15 protein-coding genes are annotated in these 22800 nt (G+C 64.7%); 2 read left to right on the top strand and 13 right to left on the bottom strand.

What is annotated here, in order from left to right; genetic code table 11:
* The first annotated feature begins 144 nt into the window (after positions 1 to 144).
* Positions 145 to 4434 (top strand): OmpA family protein, encoded by a 4290-nt coding sequence (locus O0882_RS04500; RefSeq protein WP_289945677.1) that lies wholly within the window; start codon positions 145 to 147, stop codon positions 4432 to 4434.
* 171 nt (positions 4435 to 4605) lie between these two features.
* Positions 4606 to 5346, top strand: a complete 741-nt coding sequence (locus tag O0882_RS04495) for a tetratricopeptide repeat protein (RefSeq protein ID WP_289945675.1) — start codon at positions 4606 to 4608, stop codon at positions 5344 to 5346.
* A gap of 51 nt (positions 5347 to 5397) precedes the next feature.
* On the opposite strand, the gene O0882_RS04490 is transcribed toward O0882_RS04495, so the two are convergent.
* The 13 genes from O0882_RS04490 to O0882_RS04430 form a co-directional block, all read right to left on the bottom strand.
* Entirely contained in the window at positions 5398 to 6375 is a 978-nt protein-coding gene (locus O0882_RS04490) for a hypothetical protein (protein ID WP_289945673.1), read from the bottom strand.
* 131 nt (positions 6376 to 6506) lie between these two features.
* A complete protein-coding gene (locus O0882_RS04485; RefSeq protein WP_289945672.1) occupies positions 6507 to 9623 on the bottom strand; it encodes an efflux RND transporter permease subunit in 3117 nt (1038 codons plus the stop codon).
* Positions 9624 to 9632: 9 nt separating this feature from the next.
* Entirely contained in the window at positions 9633 to 10796 is a 1164-nt protein-coding gene (locus tag O0882_RS04480) for an efflux RND transporter periplasmic adaptor subunit (protein WP_289945671.1), read from the bottom strand.
* A gap of 13 nt (positions 10797 to 10809) precedes the next feature.
* Positions 10810 to 12225 carry an efflux transporter outer membrane subunit gene (locus O0882_RS04475; protein ID WP_289945670.1) on the bottom strand — a complete coding sequence of 472 codons (1416 nt, stop codon included), beginning with the start codon at positions 12223 to 12225 and terminating at the stop codon, positions 10810 to 10812.
* Positions 12222 to 12950, bottom strand: a complete 729-nt coding sequence (locus O0882_RS04470; RefSeq protein ID WP_289945668.1) for a CerR family C-terminal domain-containing protein — start codon at positions 12948 to 12950, stop codon at positions 12222 to 12224. The genes O0882_RS04475 and O0882_RS04470 overlap by 4 nt, the downstream gene beginning before the upstream one ends.
* A gap of 263 nt (positions 12951 to 13213) precedes the next feature.
* Positions 13214 to 14575 (bottom strand): response regulator, encoded by a 1362-nt coding sequence (locus O0882_RS04465; protein ID WP_289945667.1) that lies wholly within the window; start codon positions 14573 to 14575, stop codon positions 13214 to 13216.
* A gap of 142 nt (positions 14576 to 14717) precedes the next feature.
* A complete protein-coding gene (locus O0882_RS04460) occupies positions 14718 to 15452 on the bottom strand; it encodes a 2OG-Fe dioxygenase family protein (protein WP_289945666.1) in 735 nt (244 codons plus the stop codon).
* A 105-nt stretch (positions 15453 to 15557) separates the two neighbouring features.
* Positions 15558 to 17582, bottom strand: coding sequence for a TonB-dependent receptor (locus tag O0882_RS04455; protein WP_289945663.1), 2025 nt, complete (start codon positions 17580 to 17582; stop codon positions 15558 to 15560).
* The gene (locus O0882_RS04450; protein WP_289945660.1) at positions 17579 to 18085 is read right to left on the bottom strand and encodes a DUF6702 family protein; all 507 of its coding nucleotides are present in this window, start codon (positions 18083 to 18085) and stop codon (positions 17579 to 17581) included. The genes O0882_RS04455 and O0882_RS04450 overlap by 4 nt, the downstream gene beginning before the upstream one ends.
* Positions 18082 to 20451 carry a M1 family metallopeptidase gene (locus tag O0882_RS04445; RefSeq protein WP_289945659.1) on the bottom strand — a complete coding sequence of 790 codons (2370 nt, stop codon included), beginning with the start codon at positions 20449 to 20451 and terminating at the stop codon, positions 18082 to 18084. Before O0882_RS04445 ends, O0882_RS04450 begins: the two co-directional genes overlap by 4 nt.
* Before the next feature lie 165 nt (positions 20452 to 20616).
* The gene (locus O0882_RS04440; RefSeq protein WP_289945657.1) at positions 20617 to 21078 is read right to left on the bottom strand and encodes a MarR family transcriptional regulator; all 462 of its coding nucleotides are present in this window, start codon (positions 21076 to 21078) and stop codon (positions 20617 to 20619) included.
* 45 nt (positions 21079 to 21123) lie between these two features.
* A complete protein-coding gene (locus O0882_RS04435) occupies positions 21124 to 21942 on the bottom strand; it encodes a sugar phosphate isomerase/epimerase (RefSeq protein ID WP_289945655.1) in 819 nt (272 codons plus the stop codon).
* Positions 21942 to 22781, bottom strand: coding sequence for a phytanoyl-CoA dioxygenase family protein (locus O0882_RS04430; RefSeq protein ID WP_289945653.1), 840 nt, complete (start codon positions 22779 to 22781; stop codon positions 21942 to 21944). Before O0882_RS04430 ends, O0882_RS04435 begins: the two co-directional genes overlap by 1 nt.
* Positions 22782 to 22800 lie beyond the last annotated feature (19 nt).

Raw genomic sequence — 22800 nt, 5'->3', positions numbered from 1 at the left:
GGCGCCCACAAAGCGGCAGCCAGGCCAGCTCCAAAACGGCTCGTGTATTTGCTTGGCAGCATAGGCTTTGTTTGTCTGGGTGCGCATGCGCAACAGGCAAATGAGCCCGCGCCGCGGGGGAAAATGCTGGACCACGGCCAAAGCATGGGAGCGCAGCAGCCCTCGAGCGGCGAGCAGGAGTCGCCGGCTTTCAGCGGCCTGGCGCCGTCGGGCCTGAGCCGTGCCGAGCGCCGCGTGATCCTGGAGGCGGCGCCGCCGGCCACGCCGGCGCAGCAGAGCGTGACCTTTGACGACCTGCTGTCGGGCACCAATTTCGAGTCCGGCCGCGATGTGCTGCTGCCGGCCGCCACGGCCCGGCTGGACGCGCTTGCCGCACGTTTGCGCGGCAAGCAGAAGGTGCGCGTGCAAGTGATCGGGCATACGGACAACCAGCGCATCGCCGCCTGGCTCAAGCCGACTTTCCCGACGAACCAGCATCTGTCGGAGGCGCGCGCGCTCGCCGTCACGGCCTATCTGATGCGTGCACTGGACTTGCCGGCATCGGCCTTTTCCGCCAGCGGCAAGGGCGAGAGCGAGGCAATCGCGTCGAACGCCACGCCGCAAGGCATGGCGCAGAACCGCCGCACGGAAATCCGCGCCTGGTACGAGGAAACCGTCGAACTGCCCCCCGTGGCCAGCCCGCCCGCCAGGCGCATCGAAACGGTGGTGCAGATCGACGATTGTGCCGTTGCCAGTCAGGTGGCCAACCGCGATGCTGCCTTCTCCATCAGCATTGACGGCGTGGTACAGGAAACCGATACGCAGCAGCAGGAGGCGGACCGCCAGCGTTGCGTCGATGTGGCGCTGGAACGTTCCGACATCCAGGTCAAGTACGATCCCCTGAACGTTGCGCCGGCCTTGAATGTCTGGCTGGCGGCACCCTACGCGCAGCGCCAGGCGCCTGTGCGTTTTGGCACCTACACCAATTATGCCTTTTTCCAGCAGCGCGCCGAGATCCGCATTTTCGCCAAGGGACAGAGTACGCAGGAACAGCCATTTGCCATCGTTCCCGTGACGATGGGCGAAGCCACGGCATGGCAGGCGCCGGCGGATGCGCCGGAGCAGACAGGCTACCTGCTGCGCGTGTACGACAGTAGCGGCAAGTTCGACGAGACGCGCCTGCAGCCACTGCGCCTGCTCGATGTGGCGCCGGTCGAAGCGCCGGGCAAGAAGGCCGGTGGCGAAGCGTTGGCCGGCTGGGGCGAGTCGAGTCTGATCCTGCGCAATATCGATGCATCGGGCGGCAGCGTCACCATCAGCGGCGAGAAGATCAAGCCTGGCCAGCAAGTGACGGCGCTGGGTATGGTCGTGCCGGTCGACGCCAACGGCAAGTTTGCCATGCGCCAGATCATGCGTCCCGGCCCGCATACGGTGGAAGTGGCCGTGAAGGATGCCAGCGGGGCGGGCATGACCTTCCGCCGCAACCTGAATATCGCCGATAGCGACTGGTTCTATGTGGCGCTGGCTGATCTGACCATTGGCCGTGACCGCACCAAGGGACCGGCTGAACTGGTCACGGGCGACACACAGCACTATAAAAACGAGACCTGGGCCGATGGCCGTGGCGCGTTCTATTTGAAGGGCAAGATCAAGGGCGACTATCTGCTGACGGCGAGTGCCGACACGCGCGAGCAGCCCCTGCGCGACCTGTTCCACAACTTCCAGAGCAAGGACCCCAACTATCTGTTGCGCCGCATCGATCCGGATAAATACTATCCCGTGTACGGCGACGACAGTACCACCGTCGACGACGCGCCAACCCAGGGGCGCTTTTACGTGCGCCTGGAAAAAGGCGATTCGTCCGTCATGTGGGGGAATTTTCAGACCACCTGGAGCGGCTCGGAACTGGCCCAGTACAGCCGTGGCCTGTATGGCGCCAATCTGCTGTGGAATGGCGCCGCCAGCACCAGCCATGGCGAAAAGGCCAGCACGGTCAACGCCTTTGCCGCTTCGCCGGGCACCTTGCAGTCGCGAGAGGAATTTCGCGGCACGGGCGGTTCGCAATACTATCTGCGCCACCTGGATCTGACGCAGGGTTCGGAACGCCTGTGGGTGGAAGTGCGCGACAAGGATTCGGGCCTGGTGATCGAACGCATCCAGCTGACACCCTCGCAGGATTATGAAATCAACTACCTGCAGGGACGCCTGACCTTGCGCTCGCCGCTGTCCTCCGTGGCCGATGGCGGCGCGCTGGTGCAAAGCGCCAGCCTGAGCGGCAATCCCGTGTACCTGGTGGCGACGTATGAATATGTGCCGGGCCTGAGCGCCATTTCCGGCACTTCGGTGGGGGTGCGCGCCAGCCACTGGTTCAACGACCATGTGCGCATCGGCGTCAGCAATTACCACCAGGGCGAACAGGGTTCGGATCAGACACTCAAGGAGCTGGACCTGACCTTGCGCTACAAGCCGGGCACCTGGATCAAGGCCGAGGCAGCCCGTTCCAGCGGCGACGCCAGCAGCGTGCTCAGTTCATCGAGCGGCGGTTTTGATTTCAACCAGACGACGGCGGGCGGACGCCCCGCCAACGCGAAGCGCTTCGACGGTGCGCTGGACCTGGCCGACCTGGGCGGCGCGGCGCGCGGCCGTATCGCCGCCTACTGGCAGGACCGCGAAGCCGGTTACGCGGGACCCGGCATGCAGACCCTGAACGGCGAGGCGGTGCGGCAAACGGGCCTGGCGGCGACCTTGCCGCTGGGCGAGCGCACGGAAATGTCGCTGAAAGCGGACGACCGCACGGCCACCAGCCAGGATGCGCGCGCAGTGGAAGCGGCGCTGCGCCACAAGCTCGATGCCGAGTGGGGCGTGTCGGCAGGCCTGCGGCACGACCGCCGCGACAATGCCGCTGGCGCGGGTCGGGACAATGCCAGCGCCATCCTGAGCCAGGATGGCGGGCGTAGCGACGCCGTGTTGCGCGTCGACTATCGGCCACTGCAGGAGGGCCAGCAAGCCCGGGACGGCGCGCTGGAAAAGATACCGGCGTCGAACGCCGTGCCACAGCAGGGCCTGGAAGGCGGCATCACGGGCCAGCTGGTGACGCAGGGTCGCGAGGCGGGCATGGCCGGCGGTCCGCAGTACGGCCCCGACACCACGCTCGCTTCCGGTGTGGCATCGGCGCGCGTGGCAGGATTGCTGTATGCGCCGTGGGACATGTACGGCTTCGTGCAGCATACCTTGTCGCGCAGCGGCAACCGCGCCCTGAATGACCGCGCGGGACTGGGGGGCACCTACCAGGTGAGCGAACGCCTGCGCCTGGGAGCGGAAGCGTCGGGCGGCAGCGGCGGCGTGGGCGGCCAGCTGTTCGGCAACATGCAGATGGATGAGCGCAGCAGCGTTTACCTGAACTACCGCATGGAGACGGAAACGCCGGATGTGAACTACAGCGGCCGCCAGTCCACTCTCACGGCGGGCAGCCGCTATCGCCTGAATGACAAGGCGGGCCTGTTTGCGGAAAGCCGCTGGGGCAATGGCGCGGGGCCGCAAAGCCTGACGCACGCGTTCGGCGTGGACCTGGCACCCACCGAGCGCTGGACCACGGGCGTCAAGTTCGAGACGGGCACGCTGTCGAATCCCCTGTCGGGCGACTTGAAGCGCGATGCCATCGGCCTGACGGCGGCGTATGCCTACGAGCGGCTGAAATTTTCCAGCGCGCTGGAGTTCCGCACCGACCGCACGAAGTCGCTGGGCACGGTGGATGGCAGTTGCGCCACCGTGCCGGCTGACGGCGGCTGCGTCACGGACGCGAACAGCGAACACCGCAAGGTGTGGCTGACGCGTAATGCACTGAGCTACCAGCTGGACCGCGATTGGCGCCTGCTGGGCAAGTTCAACCTGTCGCGCAGCAGCTCCACGCGGGGCGCTTTCTACGATGGCGATTACACGGAAGTCGTGACGGGCGCGGCGTATCGTCCGGTCGACAATGACCGCTGGAACACCCTGTTCAAGTACACGTACTTTTACAACCTGCCATCGCCAGGCCAGGTTGACGGCGTCACGGGCGGGGTGCTCGATTACACGCAGAAAAGCCATATCCTGAATGTCGATACGACGTATGACGTCAGGCCATGGCTGTCCGTGGGCGGCAAGTTCGGTGTGCGCACGGGCCAGTTGCGGGCGTCGAAGACGCAGGGCGACTGGTTCTCCAGCCGCGCGGAATTGCTGGTGCTGCGCGCCGATATTCATATCGTCAAGGAGTGGGACGCCCTGATCGAGGGACGCAGGCTGAAGGCGCGCGAGGCGGGGGATGCGCGCGCCGGCGCCCTGATCGGCGTCTACCGGCATGTGGCGAAGCACGCCAAGATCGGCATCGGCTACAACTTCACGACCTTCTCGGACGATTTGACGGACTTGTCGTACCGCAGCCGGGGCTGGTTCCTGAACGCCATCAGCACTTTCTGACGCCCATAGTGGCGCCAGGGAAGCAGGACAGTCTCGCGGCTGTCCTGCTTTTTTTTTGGCCGTTCGCATGCCTTCCCGGTGAGCTTGCCGGGGCGGCCGGTGTAATATTGAGCCAGGGAAAGCGGCGGCATGGTGCCAGCGGCTCCCATTACGAACGAACGAGGTCGCAGCATGACGATTTTTGGCATAGGCATCCACATCCTGATCGCGGTATTTTTTGCGATTCACGTGGTGCGCAACGGGCAGCAGCTGTACTGGCTGCTCATTTTATTCATGTTCCCGCTGCTGGGCAGCGTGGTGTATTTCTTCGCCATCTACCTGCCCAATTCGCGCCTGCCGCAAGGCGCGCGCAAGGTCGCCTCGGTGGCCGTGCAGGTGCTCGATCCGAATCGGGAATTGCGGGAGGCGAAGGCCGCCTTCGAGTACACGCCGACGGCGCAAAACCAGATGCGCCTGGCCAGCGCGCTGCTCGAAGCGGGCGATGCGCAGGAAGCGGCATCGACGTATGAAGCCTGCTTGCGGGGAGCATTTTCATCGGACCTGGAAATTCGCCTGGGCGCGGCGCGCGCCTACCTGGAGTGCGCGCGCGGTACCGAGGCATTGACGCACCTGGAATTCATCCGCCGCACGGATATGCATTTTCGTCCCGAGATGGTATCGCTGCTGACGGCGCGCGCGCTGGCGCAAAGCGGGCGCCAGGTGGAAGCGAAGGCGGAATTCGACGACGCGCTGACGCGCTACAACAGCTTCGACTGCCGCGCCGAATACGCGATCTGGGCGCTGCAGCAGGGCGACAAGGTGTTGGCCGAGCGCCTGTGTGCCGATATCGACAACGCCATGGCACGCTGGAGCAGCCATACGCGGGCTATGTATGCGCCGCTGCTGGCGCGCCTGGAGGCGGCACGCAGGTAGCTGGCTTGCGTGGGGTCAGACCCGGCGGGTCTGACCCCGGGGCTGACCTCATTAAACGCCAGGCACCGTATTTTTACCTTCAACCAGTTTATATCCCTTGCCATCGAAGCCATAGCGCGCGTGGCCGTTCAGTGGCGTGGCGATGCGCGGCGGGTCCTGGTCCGGTTTGACCGTGACGCCCGGTTTGATCTTTTCGGATGCGCCCGTGAAATCGATCAGCAAGTCGTCGTAGGCGCCGCCATTGCGCGCTGGCGAGAAGCGCCAGTTCCCCTTGACCAGCCAGCACTCGTCCGTTTCAGGCCCGCAGGCGCCCATGTTGTCCGAGTACAGGTCGATGGCGCCATCGAGTGAGGTGACCTTGCCGTCGCCGATTTCAAACAGGGCCAGTTGCGTGATGGTGTAACCCTGGCCCGTATAGCCGTGGCGGATCGCCAGCCCAGGCTTGGTCGCGCCCAGCATGACCCAGTGGACTTCACCGAGTTGTCCCGACGAGCCCAGGGCAGCGATGTTTTCCAGCCGTTTCACGACTTGCCACTGGCCTTCTTCCGGCTGGCCCTTGGGCGCCAGGAAAAAGACGTTCAACAGTCCCGGCGAGGCGTGCGCCGATTCGGCCGTGCCTTCCGTGTTGGCCGTTTCCGCATTCGCCACCAGGATGGCACGGCCATCTGGCAGCAGCCTGTGGCTGATGGCGCTGACGACATAACTGAGTTTGTCGACATGGTTGTCCGGATCGGGCAGGTCGGCCAGCGCATCGTCGCTGTCGCCGCGGTAGTCCTTGCCAAAGACGGCACGCATCATGCCCGCCTCGCGCTTGCGCGCCTGCGGCGTATTCATCTCTTCCGTCTTGGGCGCGGTGGCGGCCGGTGGCGGCACGTGTTCGGCCGATGCGGTATCGTCAGCGGCAGCGGCAGCGGGGACATCGGCTGCCACGTCAGCTGCCAGGTCGGCGCTGGCGGGGGTGGTCTTGTCCGAACAGGCGCCGAGCAGTGCGGATACCATTAGCAGGACGAGCGGAGTGCGGTAATTCATAGGCAGGGCAGATTGCGTTCATGGAGAATGGGCGCAGTATGCCAGATAGATGGAAGCGAGGGAGCGCGGCCTGGTGGCCGGTCCCTCGCTTCCTTGCCCGCAGGGGGCGATTTTGCAAACAATGGCGGCGCTTATTTTTCCAGCGCCGCCCTGTCATCGCGCCGCAGCGGCGCCTTCTGGCGGCGCAGTTTCGCCATGCCGCGCTTGAGCAGGTGCTCGAGGTCGTCGATATAGGTGAACACTGCCGGCACCACCAGCAGGCTCAATAAAGTCGAGGTGATCAGGCCGCCGATGACGGTGATGGCCATCGGCGAACGGAAGCTGGGATCGGCGCCCCAGCCCAGCGCCAGCGGCATCATGCCGGCGCCCATGGCGATCGTCGTCATCAGGATGGGCCGGCTGCGCTTGTGGCAGGCGTCGACCAGCGCATCGAAGCGGTTCATGCCGGCCTGGCGCGCCAGGATCGCATAGTCGACCAGCAGGATGGAGTTCTTGGTGACGATCCCCATCAGCATGATCAGGCCGATCATCGACGGCATCGACAGGGCGCTGCCCGTGATCAGCAGCGCCACGAAGGCGCCGCCGATCGACAGCGGCAGCGCCGCCAGGATGGTCACCGGCTGCATGAAGTCCTTGAACAGCAGCACCAGCACGCAGTAGATGCACAGCACGCCGATCAGCATGGCCAGGCCGAAGCTGGCAAACAGCGAAGCCATTTCCTGCGCGTCGCCCAGTTCGGCGATCTTCACGGAAGGCGGCAAATTCTTCATCGATGGCAGCGCGCGCGCCTCCTCGTTCAATTCGCCGAGGGTGCGCGAACCGAGTTCCACGTCGAGCGTCACGTTGCGGCTGCGGTTCAAACGGTCGATCTGTGCCGGGCCGCTTTCCATCGTCACGCTGGCCACGTTCGCCAGGCGCACGGGACCATTCTTGCCGGGTACGCTCAGGCGCTCGATGGCGGCCAGGTCGGCGCGCACGCTGTTGGGCAGCTTGACGCGGATCGGCACTTGCCGTTCGGGCAGGTTCATTTTCGTCAGGTCTGTATCGTAGTCGCCGGCCGTGGCCACGCGCACCGTCTCGCCGATGGCTGCCGCCGTCACGCCCAGGTCTGCCGCCTTGGCAAAATCGGGACGCACGATGATTTCCGGGCGCACCAGCGAGGCGCTGGAATTGACGTTGCCGATGCCTTTCAGGCCGCGCAGCTCGCGCTCGACCTTTTGCGCCGCCGCCATCAACGCCACCGGGTCTTCCGAACGCAGCACCAGCTGCATCTTGACGCCAGTGTCGGGCGGCCCCACCGTGAAGCGGGCGCCGGGTATCGTATCGAGCTTGTGGCGCAGCTGCGTTTCCAGGCCCGCCATCGATTCCTTGCGTTTGGTGCGGTGCACGGTGGTCAGGGTCAGCACGGCGCGGCGCGCCTCGGCCGCCGCGCCGGGGGCGAAGGCGTCGCCGCTGGAGCCGCCGCCAATCGAACTGAAGACGCCCTTGATGCCAGGCGTCTGCATGGCCGCGTCGCGCGCCATGGCTGCCACGGCCTGCGTTTCGGCCAGGGTGGAACCGGGCGGCAGTTCCAGGTTGATCTGCGTCTGCGCGCGGTCGGCGGCCGGGACGAAGCCCGTCGGCAGCAGCGGCACCAGCAGGATGGCGCCGACAAAGAACAGGGCCGCAGCGATGGCCGTGACGCCGCGGTGGTTCAGGCACCAGCGCATCACGTGCAGGTAGCGCGTCATCAGCCAGCCATCCTGTTCTTCCTTGTGCGCCAGCGGTTTCAATATGTAGGCCGCCATCATCGGCGTGAGCAGGCGCGCCACCACCAGCGAGGCCAGCACGGCCAGCACGGCCGTCCAGCCGAACTGTTTGAAGAACAGGCCGGGAATGCCGCTCATGAAGGCCGTCGGCAGGAACACGGCCACCAGCGCGAAGGTGGTGGCGATCACCGCCATGCCGATTTCGTCGGCCGCTTCCATGGCCGCTTCCATGGGCGACTTGCCCATGCGCAGATGGCGTTCGATATTTTCGATTTCGACGATGGCGTCGTCGACCAGCACGCCGACGACCAGCGCCAGCGACAGCAGGGTGACGGTATTGAGCGTGTAGCCGAACCAGTAGATACCGAGGAAAGCCGGCATCACGGACAGGGGCAGGGCGGCCGCGGCCACCAGGGTGGCGCGCCAGTCGCGCAGGAACCACCACACCACCAGCACGGCCAGCAGCGCGCCTTCGTACAGCAGCTCCATCGAGCCTTCGAAGTTTTCCTCGACGGGGAAGGCATTGTCGATCGACTGCTGCAGCACCACGTTGGGATTTTCCTTCTGCAGGTCGGCGATGGCGTCGCGCGCGCCCTTGGCGACGGCCACTTCGCTGGCGCCCTTGGTGCGGAACACCTCGAAAGCGACGACAGTCTTGCCGTCCTGCTCGGCCAGTGCGCGCGGTTCGGCAATGGTGTCGCGCACCGTGGCCACCTGGTCCAGGCGCACATGGCGTCCATCCGGCAGCGGCACTTCCACGCGCGACAGTTCATCGGCCGTCTTGACGGTGGCGATGGTGCGCACCGATTGTTCGGCGCCGCTGATGTCGCCCCGGCCGCCAGGCGCTTCGCGCTGCACCAGACGCAGCTGGCGCGAGACGTCGAGGGCCGACACTTTCAATGCGGCCATGCGCGCCTCGTCGAGCTCCACCTGGATCTCGCGGTAGACGCCGCCCACGCGGGTAACGGCGCCCACGCCGGGCACGGTCAGCAGGCGCTTGGCTACCGTGTTGTCGACGAACCAGGACAGGTCGGGAGAGTCGAGCGGGTTGTCCACGCCCGGTTTCGCCGTGGCGATAAAGGTCAGCACCACGCGCCCGGCGGTGGACGCCTTGGTGACGGTGGGGTCGCGCAGCTCGGCCGGCATGTCCGCCTTGACGCGGGCGACGGCGTCGCGCACATCGTTGACGGCTTCGGCGATCTGCTTTTCCAGGATGAATTCGACGGTCACCGTGACGACGCCATCGAGCACCTTGGTGTAGATGTTTTTCACGCCTTGCAAGGTGGCGACGGAGTCTTCGATCTTGCGCGCCACTTCCGTTTCCAGCTGGGCCGGCGCGGCGCCGGGCAGCACCGCGCTGACGGTGACGATGGGCAGTTCGATGTCCGGGAAATCCTGCACCGGATTGGCCTTGTAGGCCAGCAGACCGGCCAGGGTCAGCAGCGCGAACAGCATGATGGCCGGGATCGGATTCTTGATCGAGAGGGAGGAAAAATTCATGGCCTCTCCTTACTTTTTCGCTGCCGGTGCAGCCACCGGCGTCTGAACCGGGGTTTTCACATTACGGACCAAATCGCCGTCATTGAGGAAGCCGGCGCCGCTGACGACGATCGTCGTGTCGGCCGTGATGCCGTTGATGATTTCGATGCGGTCGCTCAGGCGCCGTCCGGCCTGCACCTTGATCTGGCTGACCCGCTGGTCGGCATTCAGGCGGAAGACATAGCTGAAGCCATCGCGCACGGCAATGGCCTGCTGCGGCACCGTCAGCGCACCCGAGGTGCCCAGTTCAAATTCGCCGCTGGCGTACATGCCGGCCTTGAACGGCGCATTGTTGCCGCTGCTGGCCGGCAGGTCCACATACACGAGGGCGGAACGCGTCTGCGGATCGACGGTAGGGGCGATCATGCGCACCTTGCCCGTCAAGACGCTGCCATTGGCCGCCTTCACCTGCGCCAGTGTGCCGGGTTTTAAATTCAGCAGCTCGGTGGCAGTCACTTCGGCGCGCCATTCGAGGCGGCCCTGGCGGATCATGCGGAACAGTTCCGTGCCGGCGCCCACCACCGACCCGACGGTGGCCGCGCGCGAGGAGATGATGCCGCTGTCGGGCGCCACCACCTGCGTGTATTTCAGGCGCAGCTGCTGCGACGCCAGCTGCGCCTTGGCGGACGCAATGCGCGCGTTGGCCGTCTGTTCGGCCGTCAGATACTGGCTGATCTGCTGTGCGCTGATGGCGCCCGTGCTTTGCAGCGAGCGGGCGCGCTGGGCGTTGGCGGCCGCCTCGGCGGCATTCGCTTCCGCTTCCAGCACGGCGGCCTTCGCCTGCGCCACGTCGGCGTTGACCGTGTCGTTCGAGAACACGGCCAGCACCTGGCCGGCGCGCACCACGTCGCCGACATTCACGCGTACGTCGGTGAGGCGCAAGCCGTTCGATTCGCTGCCGATGACGGCTTCCTGCCAGGCGGCCACGTTGCCGTTGGCCTTCAGCTTGATGGGCAGGCTGGCCGTTTGCGGCTTGGCCGTGGTGACGGTGAGCGCAGGCTTTGGTGCCGCGTTCTTGTCCTTGGCATCGTCGGCCGCCGTGGAGGATGGGGAGTACAGGGCCACGCCGGCGCCCAGCACCACGCAAAGGGCGGCCAGCGCGAGCGCCATCGGTTTCAAGGTCATTTTTTTCATGTTGTCGTATCCGTCAGGGGGCATTGTTGGCGATGGCGTTGCTGCTGTTCCAGCCGCCGCCGGCGGCGCGGTACAGCGCTACCCAGGCGGCGCTGCGTTCGCGCTCGAGGTTGACCACGGTGTTTTCTGCGGCCAGGCGCGTGCGGCGCGCGTCTTCCAGTTCGATCAGGCTGGCCAGGCCATTCTTGTAGCGGTCTTCGGTGGCGACGAACGACACGCGGTAGCCTTCCAGGGCCGTTTTCGCGTGGCCGCTGCGCTCGTCCGTGCTGGCCAGGTTGACCAAGGCTTCTTCCACTTCGCGCACGGCCTGGCGCACGCCGGCGCGGTACTTCACCACCGCTTCGTCGTAGCGCGCCGTGGCGGCATCGACCTGGGCGCGGCGGGTGCCGCCGTCGAAGATGGGCAGGCTGACGGCCAGCGGACCGATGCTCCAGGTGCTGGCCGTGATGCTGGTGCCGCCAGCGCGGATATTGCCCTTGCCGATGGAGCCGGCCAGGCTCAGACGGGGGTAGCGCTGCGCCTGGGCGCCGCGTACTTCGAAGCTGGCCGCTGCCACTTCGCGTTCGGCGCTGTAGATGTCGGGACGCTGGCCCAGGGTTTGCGCCGGCAGTTGCGCAATCGCCACGGGCGAGGGCGCAACAAAGGGGCTGGCCGCCAGCTTCTGGCGCAGCGTCTCTTCCGGCAGGGCCGACAGGGCCACCAGCGCCTTGACATTCACGTCGCAGGCGGCGCGCTGTTCGATGGCGCGGCTGGCGCCTTCGGCGGCGCTGGCGCGGGCCAGCGCGGCGTTGGCGGGCGGCTGGAAACCGGCGCCGGCGCTCAGTTCCGTCAGGCGTGCCGAGTCGCGGCGCGAGACGGCATCCTGTTCGGCCACGGCCTGCAGTTGCTGGCAGGTGCGCAAGGCGTAGTACTGGTTCGCCACTTCGGCGGCGACCGAGACGCGGGCCTCATGCCAACCCGCCCGGGCGCTGTCGTAGCGCTCCAGCGCCGCATCGCGCGTGGCGCGGTTGGCGCCAAACACATCGATTTCCCACGACGCTTGCAAGGCCGCCTGGGAGGTGGTGCCGCCAGGCTGGGCCGATTGCTGGCTGGTGCGTACCACGCTACCGGTCGCATCGAGCTTGGGCGCCAGCGCGGCGCCGCTGGCGATGCTGTCCGCGCGCGCCTGCACGATGCGCGTGCCGGCGGCGGCGATGGTGGGGCTGACCTGCTGCGCATCGGTGATCAATTCCACCAGCAGGCTATCGCCCTGGCCCTGCCACCAGCTGGCCAGGTCCGTCAGCTTGCCGTTATGCGGCAGCGGCGCCTGCCATTGCGCGGGCGCGCTGGCGGCCACCGCTGCGGGCGGCCCCTGCAGGGCGCAGCCGCCCAGCGCCAGCACGATGCTGGCGGCGAGGGCGCGTTGAACGGTGCATCGAATAGTCGTCATGCTGGTCCTTCTGCTTGTCGTTGAGCGGTGGGGGGAGAGGGAGGCGTGGCCAGGCGCCGGCGCTCCACGTCGGCCATGGCCAGCGCGTAGTCGGTCATGCGCGCCAGCCAGGTATCGATGGCGTGCGGCGTTTCCATCAGTTGCGGGCGCAAGGTGTGCAGCACTTCGGCGCCCACCATGTGCTGCAGGGCCAGCGAGGCGATGGAAAAGGCCAGGCGGTGCATGTCGTCGCTGTTGTCGGGCGCGCCCAGGTGGCGTGCCAGCACGCGCGTGAGCGCCTCGTGTTCGGCACGGATGTTTTGGTCGACCTCGCGCGCCCACAGGCCCGTCGGTTCGAGCATTTCGCGGCACCACAGGCGCATGCAGTCGCGCGCGATCTCGCCCTGCTGCATGGGGGCGAGCAATTGCGCATAAAAGCCTTCCAGACTTTGGCGCAGGGTGAAATGGGGTTGCTCGTACAGGGCGATATTGTCTTGTGGATTCGATAGTTGATGGGAGAAGGCGGCGCGGTACAGGCCCGCCTTGTCGCCAAAATAGTAGCTGATGGCCGCCGCGTTGGTGCCGGCCGCCTGCGCCAGTTCGCGCGTGGACGTCTTGGCGTAGCCTTGCTCGGCAAACAGGCGGATGGCGCTATGCAGTAGCCGCTCGCGCGACTGTTCTCCATCGGAACGGGGCTTGCGTCCGTCGTCGGCGTGGGGAGTGGGGATGGCGGTTTTTTCAATCATGCCGGAGATTTAAACACATATCTCAAGCGTTTGATATAACTAAATCGGTTGATTTAGTTAAGGAAAGATGAAGATAATGTAAAACGCAGGCAAAAAAAAGCCCGCGGTTGTAATCGCGGGCGTAATCCAATGTTCGGAGAACAAATTGGAGGAGACAGTTCCACTATAGCGCTGAAAATGGTGCAGTGCAATACCGTAGAACTACGGTATCGATCTGCTTCAGATGGCAAAATATCCAGAATTTATGCTGCGGCGCACCCGAATCAGGGCTTGCTGCGCAGGGCCAAGGTAAACGTGCTGCCGGAGCCGTAGTCGCTATTGAAGAACAGGGCGCCGCCGATGGCGTTGGCCAGGTTCTGGCACAGGTACAGCCCCAGTCCCGCGCCTTCCACGTGGCGCGTGGAGGTGGAATCGAGTTGCGAAAAGGCCTGGAACAGCTTCGCCTGGTCTTCTTCCTTGATGCCGGCACCGCTGTCGGCGATGCTCATTTCCGTCACCAGTCCGCCGTCTTCTTCGCGCTGGGCCAGGCTGATGCGCACCGTGCCCTGTTCCGTGAACTTGATGGCATTGTTGAGCAGGTTGATGAGGATTTGCGTCAGCGCGCGGCGGTCCGTGTCGATGATGGCGGGCGGCTGGCCCGCTTCGCCCAGTGCCATTTCCAGTGCCAGGCCCTTTTGCTGGGCCAGGGGGCGCAAGGTGTCGGCCACTTCGGCCATCAGCTCCTGGCAGTGCACGGGCTCGATTGACAGGGTCAGCTTGCCCGCCTCGATCTTGGCCACGTCGAGAATGTCGTTGATCAAGGAGAGCAGATGGCGCGCGCTGGCGCGGATGGTATTGAGCTGCTTGTCCTGGTCGGACGTCAGGGGGCCGGGCAGTTTCATCAGCAGTGCGCCGGTAAACCCGATGATGGCGTTCAGCGGCGTGCGCAGTTCATGCGACATATTCGCGATGAAGGCGGACTTCATGCGGCTGGCCTCGGCCAGTTCCAGGTTTTTCAGGGCGATTTCGCGGTTGATGGTTTCCAGTTCGGCCGCATGGTGCGCCAGGCGCATGTTCAATTCGATCACCTGGCGTTCACGTGCCTGCAGTTCGCCGTTGACCTGCACCGCCTGTTCATACGTGGAGATCAGCAAATCGAGGATTTGCTGGCGCTCCGCATTGATGAAGTGCTTCTGGTCGCCCAGGTACAGGGCGATGCCGATTTCCACATTCTGGTTCTTGCGCAGCTTCTGGTTCATCAGCATGTGGCTGATGCGGTTGAGCAGGTAGTCTTCCGCATACGGCTTGCGGATGAAATTGTCGGCGCCGCACTCGATGCCGCGGATGATGTCCTTCGGGTCGTTGAGCGAGGTGACGAGGATCACGGGAATATCGCGCAGGGTCGGATCGGACTTGATGGCGCGGCACAGGTCGTAGCCATTCATTTCAGGCATGACGATATCGGACAGCACCAGGTGCGGCTTGCGCTCGCGGATGGCGGCCAGGGCCAGCTGGCCATTCGCCGCCACGCGCGCGTTGTAGTGCAGCGACTGGATCAGGCGGCGCAATCGCTCCGCCTGGGTCGGGCTATCCTCGACGATCAGGATCTCGATTTCGTCAGGCTTGATTTGGTTGTTGGAGTCCACAGACCTCTCCTAGAATTTCAGTGTGGTGATGCTGGGCGCGGTGAGCGCGCAATATCGACATCCTGTGACTATATCGGATTTAAGTCTGCAAAAGTAACTTCCAAGTAACTATTTTGGCCACAGGGAATGCTGTGGCCGCCTGTCAGTTTTCGCCCTGGAACTGGCCCGCGCGATACGTCAGCACCAGCGTATCGCGGTGGCCATGTTCGCCGATGGGCTGGATCGGCGTCGATTCGTGGATCACCGCCGCATCGTCGAGCAGCAGCAGCGACCATGGCTCGGTCAGGGTAAAGCGCTTGCCGTTGGGACCATGGGCTTCGAAGATGCGCGTCTCGCCGCCCTTGACCTGTTCGCGCCCGATCAACAGCACGGCGACGAAATCGACACCATCGCGGTGCGCGCCTTCCGGCGTGGGGCGGCCGATGCCATCGGTCGTATCGATGCGGAACTGGTGCGCCTCGATGAACCACGGCTGGCTGCCCTTCACCTGCGAGCAGGCGTCGCCCAGCGCGCGGATCAGCTGTTGCCAGGCTGGCTGCGCGACAATGGCCGGCTCGACCGGCTCAAACAGGCGGTGCATGCCGCCATGCAGGGCGTTGTATTCGATCGGTTGCCAGTGCGGGCGGTGCGCCGTCTGCGTCAGGCGCGCGCCATCCTGCACGAAGCACGAGTGGCGCCGGCGGCGATAGCGGCCGCCATCTTTCAGGTAATTGTCCAGCGCCAGCGCGTTCCAGCTCGGTTCGAGCGCGCGCAGCGCGGCCAGCGGGCAGCCGGCCAGCGCCGCCACGTCCTGCGGGCGCAGGACGGCATAGCCGTCATCGCGCAAGGCGTCCTTGACGTGGGACGGGTCGGTAAAGATCGGTGCGGAAGTGCTCATGGCGGTGCGGGCCGGAACGCGGCCTGTCTCAGTTTATCCAGCCTGGCATTCTACGACTTCGCGGCGACTCTTGTGTTACGTCCGCCAGGAATTATGCTTGTTGCGTTAAAAATTCTTTACCAGGGTCAGGCGCAGCGAGCGCGATTCCACCGGATGGAAGTGGATATCGTCGACCGGCTGCGCCTCGCCGGGCAGGCGCGAGGCATAGTAGTAATCGATGGCCGAGTCGCGCCGGTTGGCCAGGTTGTAGCCTTCGACCTCCACGCGCAAGGTCTTGTCGATCTGGTAGGCGAGGCGCCCGTTCAAGCCCACGCTGGCCGACGAGCGCACGCTGTTGTCTTCCATCAGGGGGCGCGGGCCGAAGTAGCGCAGGCGCAAAGAGCCCGACCATGGCCCGCGCGGCGTCAGCGTCATGGCCAGCTGGGCCACGCCTTCGATGGCGCCGGGGATGAAGTCGCCCGCCGGGTCGCTGCCGCGCGAGCGTGCCCGCGCATAGGCCAGGTCCAGGTCCAGCGACAGCCAGCTGGCCGCCTTGTAGTAGCTGGAAAACTCGATGCCATAGCGGCGGCTGGGGCGGCCCGCTTCGGTGGCACCGGCGTCGCCGATGAACAGCAGCTCGGAATCGAAGTCCAGGCGGTACAGCGACAGCGACGTTTGCAGGCCGGCGATGGCGGCGCTGCGCAAGCCCAGTTCCAGCCCCCGCGAGCGCACCAGGGGGGCCGCCTCGCCCGTCTTCGGGTCGACCGTGATCGTCGTACCGCGCGCGTCGTTGCTGTGAAAGCCATTGCCGATGTTGAGATACGCTTCCGTCTCGCGCCACGGACCGGCGATCACGCTCAGGCTGGGGCTGAACAAATGGTCGCTGGCCTGGCCCGAATTGGCGGCGCGGTCGCTGCGCACGTCGAAGCGGTAGGCGTCCGCGCGCAGGCCGGCCACTGTGCGCAGCGACCGCGACCAGCGCGTGCTGTTTTCGCCATACACGCCGATGCTGGTTTCGACGATATGGTCTTGCCGCGTGGTCGACACGATCTGGCGCTGGCGCGTGTGGTACAGGCCATTGTGGATATTGTCGTTCTGTAGCTGCAGACCGATGGTGGTGTCGCTGCTGCCCCTGTCCGTGTGGCGGTGCCAGGTATGGCTGGCGTCGAGGCCGGACGTCACGCGCCGGTCGGGCTGGGCGAACTGGTCGCCGTTATCGGGGTCGTCCAGCGCATACGTAAAATTCGAGAACAGGGCCAGGCGGTTGGCGATCACATACGCACTGACCCTGGACGACACGTCGTCCGTCGTCTGGCGCCAGGCGCCCGACAGGCTGTAGCGCTGCGCCTTGCCGCCGTCGCTGGCATCGATGGCGTCGAAGCGGCCCAAGCTACCGTCCCGCACGGCGCGCAGCGGAATCTGGTCGGTGGCATTCCAGCTGGCGTCGTACGCCATGGCCGTGACGTTGAAACCGTTGTTGGCATAGCCTTGACTGTAGCGCAGCACGCCATTGAGCTTGCGGTAGCGGTCCGGCTGCGTGAACGGACCATCGTTCTGCTGCGCTTCGAGCGCGTACAGCAGGCTGCCGTCGCCCGCGTCAAACGAATCGGCCAGCAGGGCGCGGCGAAAGCCGTTTTGCCCGATGCCCGCACTGGCGATGCCTTGCGTCAGGCGGTTCGCATAGACGATGGACGCCGCGCCGGCCGAGGAAAAATCGCCTTGCGCCGCCGCATACGGGCCCTTTTTGTAATCGAGGCGCATGGCCAGTTCGGGGATCAGGAAATTCAGGTCCGTCCAGCCCTGGCCGTGGCCATGGCTGCGCTGGTTGACTGGCATCTCGTCGACGCTGGTGCGCAAGTCCGTGCCGTGATCGAGGTTGAAGCCGCGCAGGTAGAACTGGTTGGCCTTGCCTTCGCCGCTATGCTGGCTGACGATCAGCCCCGGCACGGCTTCGAGCAATTCGCCGGGCCGGTAGCTGGTGCGCGCGTCGAGCTGCTGTTGCGTGACGCTGCCCGCGTTGGCCGAATCGGCCACGCCGAGCTGGTTCAGGCGCGATCCGTCGACCAGCACGCGCTGGAAAATGTCGTCGGCGTGGGCGGCGGTTGCTGCAAACAGGGCGGCGAGGAAGAGGGGAAGAGAGCGTGGCGTCATGGGTATCGTGGGACTTGGCGGATCGGCAGTTCCGTATTCTTGCGGTCGAAAATCAGCGTCTGGATGGTGCCGCTGTCCTGCACATTGAGGGTATTGCGCTGGCTGGGCAGGAAATCGATCAGCAACTGGTTGTGGATGCGCGTGGCGGGTGCCAGGCGCGTGCGTTCGATTTCCTGGAAAATCACCACATTGTCGGCATTGACCTTCATGCCGACCCAGTTCAGGCGCAATCGCTTGCCGTCCGGCGCCACGAGATAAAACTGTTTTTCCACATAGCGGCGCAGGGCCGCTTCGCTGTCTTCCTGGCCCAGGTCGAACTGGCGCTGGTACAGGTTCGTCAGCAGCGCCTCGACGTCGTGGCCCGTGTAGGTGTGCACCACTTCCGTGCTGCCGCTGGCCGCGTTGTAGCTGATGTCGGCGATACCCATATGGAAATTGTGCGCGCCAGCGGCCATGCTGGCGCAGGCCAGCAGGCTTGCCGCGAGAAGGCGCCAGCGCTTCACGCCTCGTCGCCCTTGGCCGAGCCGCTGCCTTTCAACGGCGTATGAAAGTCGCGCATCAGGTTATCCTTGGGCGATTTTTCGCTCTTGAACAGTTCCAGGCGCGATGGCGTGATCTTTCTCGGCCAGCTATTGTTGCTGCTGTCGATGTCGGCCGTTTCCCAGTACGGGTCCTGCACCAGGCCCACCATCGGTTCATCGGTGATGACGACCTTGGTGATTTTCTTCGGCGAGTAGCGCCACACTTCGGCCGGCACGCGCTCGACGTATTTTTTGCCGCTTTTCAGTTCGATTTCCAGGATCAGGGGCATGACCATGCCGCCCAGGTTCGACAGGTCGACCAGGTACAGGTGCTTGCCCTGTTTCAGCAAGTCCTTTTCCCACGGTTCCAGGGCGGCCAGCGCTTCGGCGTAGGCGTTGCGGTCCTTGTTGGTCACCGTGAAATCGTCGTGCTGGTTGTAGAAATCCTTCAGCTCCGGATGCGCATCGACGCGGCGCGGCATGCCCTTGTTGGCGCGGCTCGTCACCGATTCCGGCTGGGCGTCCTTCTGCGCCTTTTTCCAGGCTTTTTCCGTTGCCGGATCCTTTGAACTCACGCCGTATTCGCTGATGCCGTCGATGCTGATGTCGACCGGATCGGTGGTATAAAACCAGCCGCGCCAGAACCAGTCCAGGTCCGTGCCGGAGGCGTCTTCCATGGTGCGGAAAAAGTCGGCCGGCGTGGGACGCTTGAACTTCCAGCGCTGCGCATATTCCTTGAACGCGTAGTCGAACAGTTCGCGTCCGAGGATGGTTTCGCGCAGGATGTTCAGGCCCGCCGCCGGCTTGGCATAGGCGTTGTTACCGAACTGCAGCAGCGATTCGGAGTTCGTCATGATGGGCACCTGGTCGCGGCTACGCATGTAGTCGACGATTTCACGCGGCTCGCCGCGCGAGGCCGGATAGTTTTCTTCCCACGCCTGCTGCGCCAGGTATTGCACGAAGGTGTTGAGGCCTTCGTCCATCCAGGTCCACTGACGCTCGTCCGAGTTGATGATCATCGGATAGTAGTTATGCCCCACTTCGTGGATGATCACGCCGATCAGGCCATATTTCGTGCGCTTCGAATAGGTCAGCTCGCCCGTCTTCTTGTCCTTCACGGGGCGCGGGCCGTTGAACGAGATCATCGGATACTCCATGCCGCCCACGGGGCCGTTGACGGAAATGGCCGTCGGGTACGGGTAGTCTATGCTGTACTTGTTGTACTGTTCGATCGTGTGCACGATGGCTTGCGTGCTGTATTTTTCCCACAGCGGATTGCCTTCTTTCGGATAGTAGGACATGGCCATCACGTCGCTGCCGCCCTTCTTGTAACCCTGTGCATCCCAGATGAACTTGCGGCTCGAGGCCCAGGCGAAGTCGCGCACGTTGGCCGCCTTGAAGTGCCACGTTTTTTGCGCGCGGCTGACGGATTTTTCGGCCGCCTCCGCCTCTTTTTGCGTGACGATGACGACGGGCTTGTCGCTGCCGCGGGCCTTTTCCAGGCGCTCGCGCTGCGCGGAAGACAGCACATCCTGCGGATTTTGCAGTTCGCCCGTGGCGGCGACGATATGGTCGGCGGGCACCGTCAGCTGCACGTCGTAGTCGCCAAATTCCAGCGTGAATTCGCCCGAGCCGAGGAACTGCTTGTGCTGCCAGCCGGCCGCGTCGTAGTAGGCCGCCATGCGCGGAAACCACTGCGCCACTTCGAACAGGGCGTTCTTGTCGTCAAAAACTTCATAGCCGGCGCGCCCGCCCAGCACCTTCTGTTCATTGATGCGGTAATCCCAGTCGATCTGGAAGACGAAGTCCTGTCCTGGTTTCAAAGGCTGCGGCAAGTCGATGCGCATCATGGTGCGGTTCACAATATATTTCAAAGGCTGGCCATCCGCGCCTTTTAACGCGCGGATATGGAAGCCGCCCTGGAAGTCGCCGCGTGCGAGGATGCCGCGCAAGCCTTCGAACTTCATCGTCTCGTCGCCCGCCGTTTTGGCCCACGCCTGGCGCGAGGGCGCCGTGGTCATGCGGCGCGCGTCGGAATCGGGCTGGTAGATGTTCTGGTCCAGCTGCACCCACAGGTAGCCGAGGGTGTCGGGCGACTGGTTGTGGTAGGTGATGCTGCCGCTGCCGGCGATTTCGCGTTTGGCTTCATCCAGGGTGGCGCGGATGGTGTAGTCGGCGCGCTGCTGCCAGTAGGCGTGGCCTGGCGCGCCGGAGGCGGTGCGGTAGGTATTCGGGGTGGGCAGCACTTCTTCAAGCTGGCGGAACTTGTCGTCGAATGGTTCGGCAGCGAAAGCCGACACGGTAAAACACAAAGCCAACGAGGCTACGGAGCCGAAAGGTATGCGCATGGTCACCCTGATGTTGTTGTAAGGAAATAGTGGCAACTATTCTATACGCAGGGTGGGGTCTTCCTTGTATCGATTTGTAATAAAGAAAGGCGGATTGTGCGCCAGCTTTTGCCTGGCGCTGTCAGGGCGATGCTTTGCCTGATTTTGCTCGGAAAAGCGGCGCTTTTATTCACTTTTCATCAGGCTGTCGCGTAACTGGTTCAGTTGTTGTTTCATGTCCACAACTTGCTCCACGCTGCAATGGCTGGCCGTCAGGATGGCTTCGGGCAGCAGGGCCGCCTCGTGGCGCAACTGGTCGCCTTGTTGCGTGAGGGAAATGATGACCTGGCGCTCGTCGCTGGCGGCCCGCGCGCGGTTCAGCAAGCTGGCCTGCTCCATGCGTTTGAGCAAGGGCGTCAGGGTGGCCGAGTCGAGGAACAGGCGCTCGCCCACTTCCGACACCGTCAAGCCATCGCGCTCCCACAGCACCATCATCACCAGGTATTGCGAATACGTGAGACCGAGCTTGCGCAGCAGCTTGCGGTACAGCTTGTTCATGGCGAGTGAGGTCGAGTACAGCGCAAAGCACAGCTGGCTGTCCAGGCGCGGCACCTGGTGCAGGGGATTGGGGGCGGTGGTGGTATCCATGGGCACAGTATATATAGCGCGCTATTTAATTGCAATGCGCGGCGCCTACCCGGCGTAGCGCGCGCGCAGCAGGGCGAGCATGGCCACATTCTGTTCCCAGGCATCGCTCACGGGCTGCTGCGTGTACGGCAGCGTTTGCAGGTAGGGCGCAGGGCCGAATTCCGGCGTGAACGTCATGCGCTCGGCGCCGGCCGCGCGGCGCAGGGCGACGATGGCATCCCACCACGCCAGGTGGGCGTCGAGCGCCCCCTTCGCTTCCGGCGCGCGGAAGTCGGCCACCTGCGGCCCCTGTGCGTGGCCCACGCGCGCGTGCACATGGCGCACCAGCGGCAGCACCTGCGCCAGGGTCTGCGGCTGGTCTTCCAGCAGCGATTCGCAGGCGCAGCACCAGTGCGACAGGTCGGCCGTCAATGGCAGGTCCGGATACTGCGCCAGGTAGGGCAACAGCAGCATCGGGTGGCCGCTGAAACGGCTGCGGTGGAGCTCATGCACGATGGGCACGCCGTGCCGGGCCGAGATGGCTGCGGCCAGGTCAATCAATTCCCCGTTTTGCACCTGGCTGTAGTAATCCTTGCCCGTGTGCGTGTTGACCAGCACGGGGCGCGCCAGGCAGGCATTCTCCAGCAGTTCCGCCAGGGCGGCGCGGTGCAGCTCGAAGTCGCTGTGGAAGACGGTTTCCCACTGCGCGGCGATCAGTTGCAGGCCTGCTTGCGCGATGCGGTCCGTCCATTCCTCGCGCAGGGCGGCGTCCAGCGGCAGCGACATCTCGATGCCGTCGAAGCCGGCTGCCAGAACCTTGTCGATGAAGACCTCGGGCGCCAGCTCGTTATTGCCCCAGTGGGCGGCGAAGACGTCGATGCGCATCAGACGAAGCCCCGCACGGGGAACGCCGCGTCGCGCTGGATCCAGTTGTGCGCCGCGTATTCCGTCTGGCCATCGGTGGCGTGCAAGGTGTAGGCGTGGCGCGAGACGGGCGAGCGGTTTGGCGCGCTGTAATGGGGCAGCAAGCCGTGGAAGCAGACGAGGGCACCGGCCTTGACTTCCAGCGGCACGGCCGTGCTGTCGTCGGGCCAGGGCATGGCGTCGAGCTTTTCCACGCGCACGGCGTCGCCGTTGCGGATGAAGCGTTCGCGCAGGGGACCGCGGTGGCCGCCCGGTTCGGCCCACAGGCAGCCGTTGTCCAGGGTCGCGTCTTCCAGCGCGAACCAGAACGTGGTCACGCTGACTGGCGTGGTTTCGAAGTAGGTGGCGTCCTGGTGCCAGCGCACTTCGCCGCCGATGCCGGGCTGTTTGAAAATGTACATCGATTGCCAGACCTGCGCGTCCGCCAGGCCCAGGTCGCGCGCCACCTCGGCCAGTTTAGGGTCGGCCGAAAAGGCGCGGAAGACGGGGTCCAGGTCATGCATGGCGTGGCCGATCTTGTTGATCGACAGGGACTTGGCCTGTTTCAGCTGGCCGTCCGCGCCGAACGCCTCTTCCTCGAAGAAGCAGCGGATGGTGTTGTCGGAGGCGAGAAAATAATCGTTGGTGTTCTTCGCCTGGTCGCGCGTGGTGAAGATCGATTGACTCTGGCTGGGATCGAATTCGTTGACAATCTGTTCGGCGCGCGCGCGTAGAAGGGCGATTTCGTCCGCTCCCTTGAAATCGGGCAGGATGATATAGCCGTCGCGTTGGTATTGTTCTTGTTGCGATTTAGTCAGCATGGCGGCGGCTCCGGAAGGT

Source organism: Janthinobacterium sp. SUN073 (genome assembly GCF_030397665.1).
Classification (GTDB): Bacteria; Pseudomonadota; Gammaproteobacteria; order Burkholderiales; family Burkholderiaceae_D; genus Janthinobacterium.
The sequence above is the reverse complement of the archived record's forward strand: the minus strand, read 5'-3'. Positions and strand labels throughout refer to the sequence as shown.

Coding starts and splice junctions, on each gene's coding strand:
- O0882_RS04495 (WP_289945675.1), top strand. CDS start 4,606: ATGACGATTTTTGGCATAGGCATCCACATCCTGATCGCGGTATTTTTT.
- O0882_RS04475 (WP_289945670.1), bottom strand. CDS start 12,225: ATGACGACTATTCGATGCACCGTTCAACGCGCCCTCGCCGCCAGCATC.
- O0882_RS04490 (WP_289945673.1), bottom strand. CDS start 6,375: ATGAATTACCGCACTCCGCTCGTCCTGCTAATGGTATCCGCACTGCTC.
- O0882_RS04430 (WP_289945653.1), bottom strand. CDS start 22,781: ATGCTGACTAAATCGCAACAAGAACAATACCAACGCGACGGCTATATC.
- O0882_RS04455 (WP_289945663.1), bottom strand. CDS start 17,582: ATGACGCCACGCTCTCTTCCCCTCTTCCTCGCCGCCCTGTTTGCAGCA.
- O0882_RS04460 (WP_289945666.1), bottom strand. CDS start 15,452: ATGAGCACTTCCGCACCGATCTTTACCGACCCGTCCCACGTCAAGGAC.
- O0882_RS04440 (WP_289945657.1), bottom strand. CDS start 21,078: ATGGATACCACCACCGCCCCCAATCCCCTGCACCAGGTGCCGCGCCTG.
- O0882_RS04435 (WP_289945655.1), bottom strand. CDS start 21,942: ATGCGCATCGACGTCTTCGCCGCCCACTGGGGCAATAACGAGCTGGCG.
- O0882_RS04485 (WP_289945672.1), bottom strand. CDS start 9,623: ATGAATTTTTCCTCCCTCTCGATCAAGAATCCGATCCCGGCCATCATG.
- O0882_RS04480 (WP_289945671.1), bottom strand. CDS start 10,796: ATGAAAAAAATGACCTTGAAACCGATGGCGCTCGCGCTGGCCGCCCTT.
- O0882_RS04470 (WP_289945668.1), bottom strand. CDS start 12,950: ATGATTGAAAAAACCGCCATCCCCACTCCCCACGCCGACGACGGACGC.
- O0882_RS04445 (WP_289945659.1), bottom strand. CDS start 20,451: ATGCGCATACCTTTCGGCTCCGTAGCCTCGTTGGCTTTGTGTTTTACC.
- O0882_RS04500 (WP_289945677.1), top strand. CDS start 145: ATGGGAGCGCAGCAGCCCTCGAGCGGCGAGCAGGAGTCGCCGGCTTTC.